We start from the raw sequence: 385 nt of genomic DNA, 5'->3' as shown, positions 1-385 counted from the left end.
GAGGAGGCGGCCGGCGTCATCTCCTGCTACGAGGTGCAGTTCGTCCCCGGGCTGCTGCAGACCGAGGCCTACGCCCGCGCGGTGGTCGAACTGGGCTCGCTGGCCGCCCCGCAGCGCGAGATCGACCGGCGGGTCGAGGTGCGGCTGCGCCGCCAGCGGCTGCTGCAGGGCGAGCAGGCCCCGGCGGTCTACGCGGTGATCGACGAGGCGGCGCTGCACCGCCCGTGCGGCGGGCCCGAGGTGATGCGCGGTCAGCTGGCCCGGCTGCTGGAACTGACCGAGCACCCGGGCATCGAGATCCAGGTGATGCCGCTGGGCTTCGCCGGCGCGGGCGTGGAGAGCGGCACCTTCTCGCTGCTCTCCTTCCGCGAGCCGGACCTGGCCG

1 protein-coding gene is annotated in these 385 nt (G+C 74.8%); it reads left to right on the top strand.

Annotated features, from left to right (window positions below):
* The coding region (locus C7C46_RS35650; protein WP_220040754.1) for a DUF5753 domain-containing protein at nucleotides 1-385 on the top strand (385 nt) is incomplete at both ends.

The sequence above is a fragment of the Streptomyces tateyamensis genome, from assembly GCF_003205575.1.
In the GTDB taxonomy this organism is placed as follows: domain Bacteria; phylum Actinomycetota; class Actinomycetes; order Streptomycetales; family Streptomycetaceae; genus Kitasatospora; species Kitasatospora tateyamensis.
This window is presented reverse-complemented; position numbering and strand designations above follow the sequence as displayed.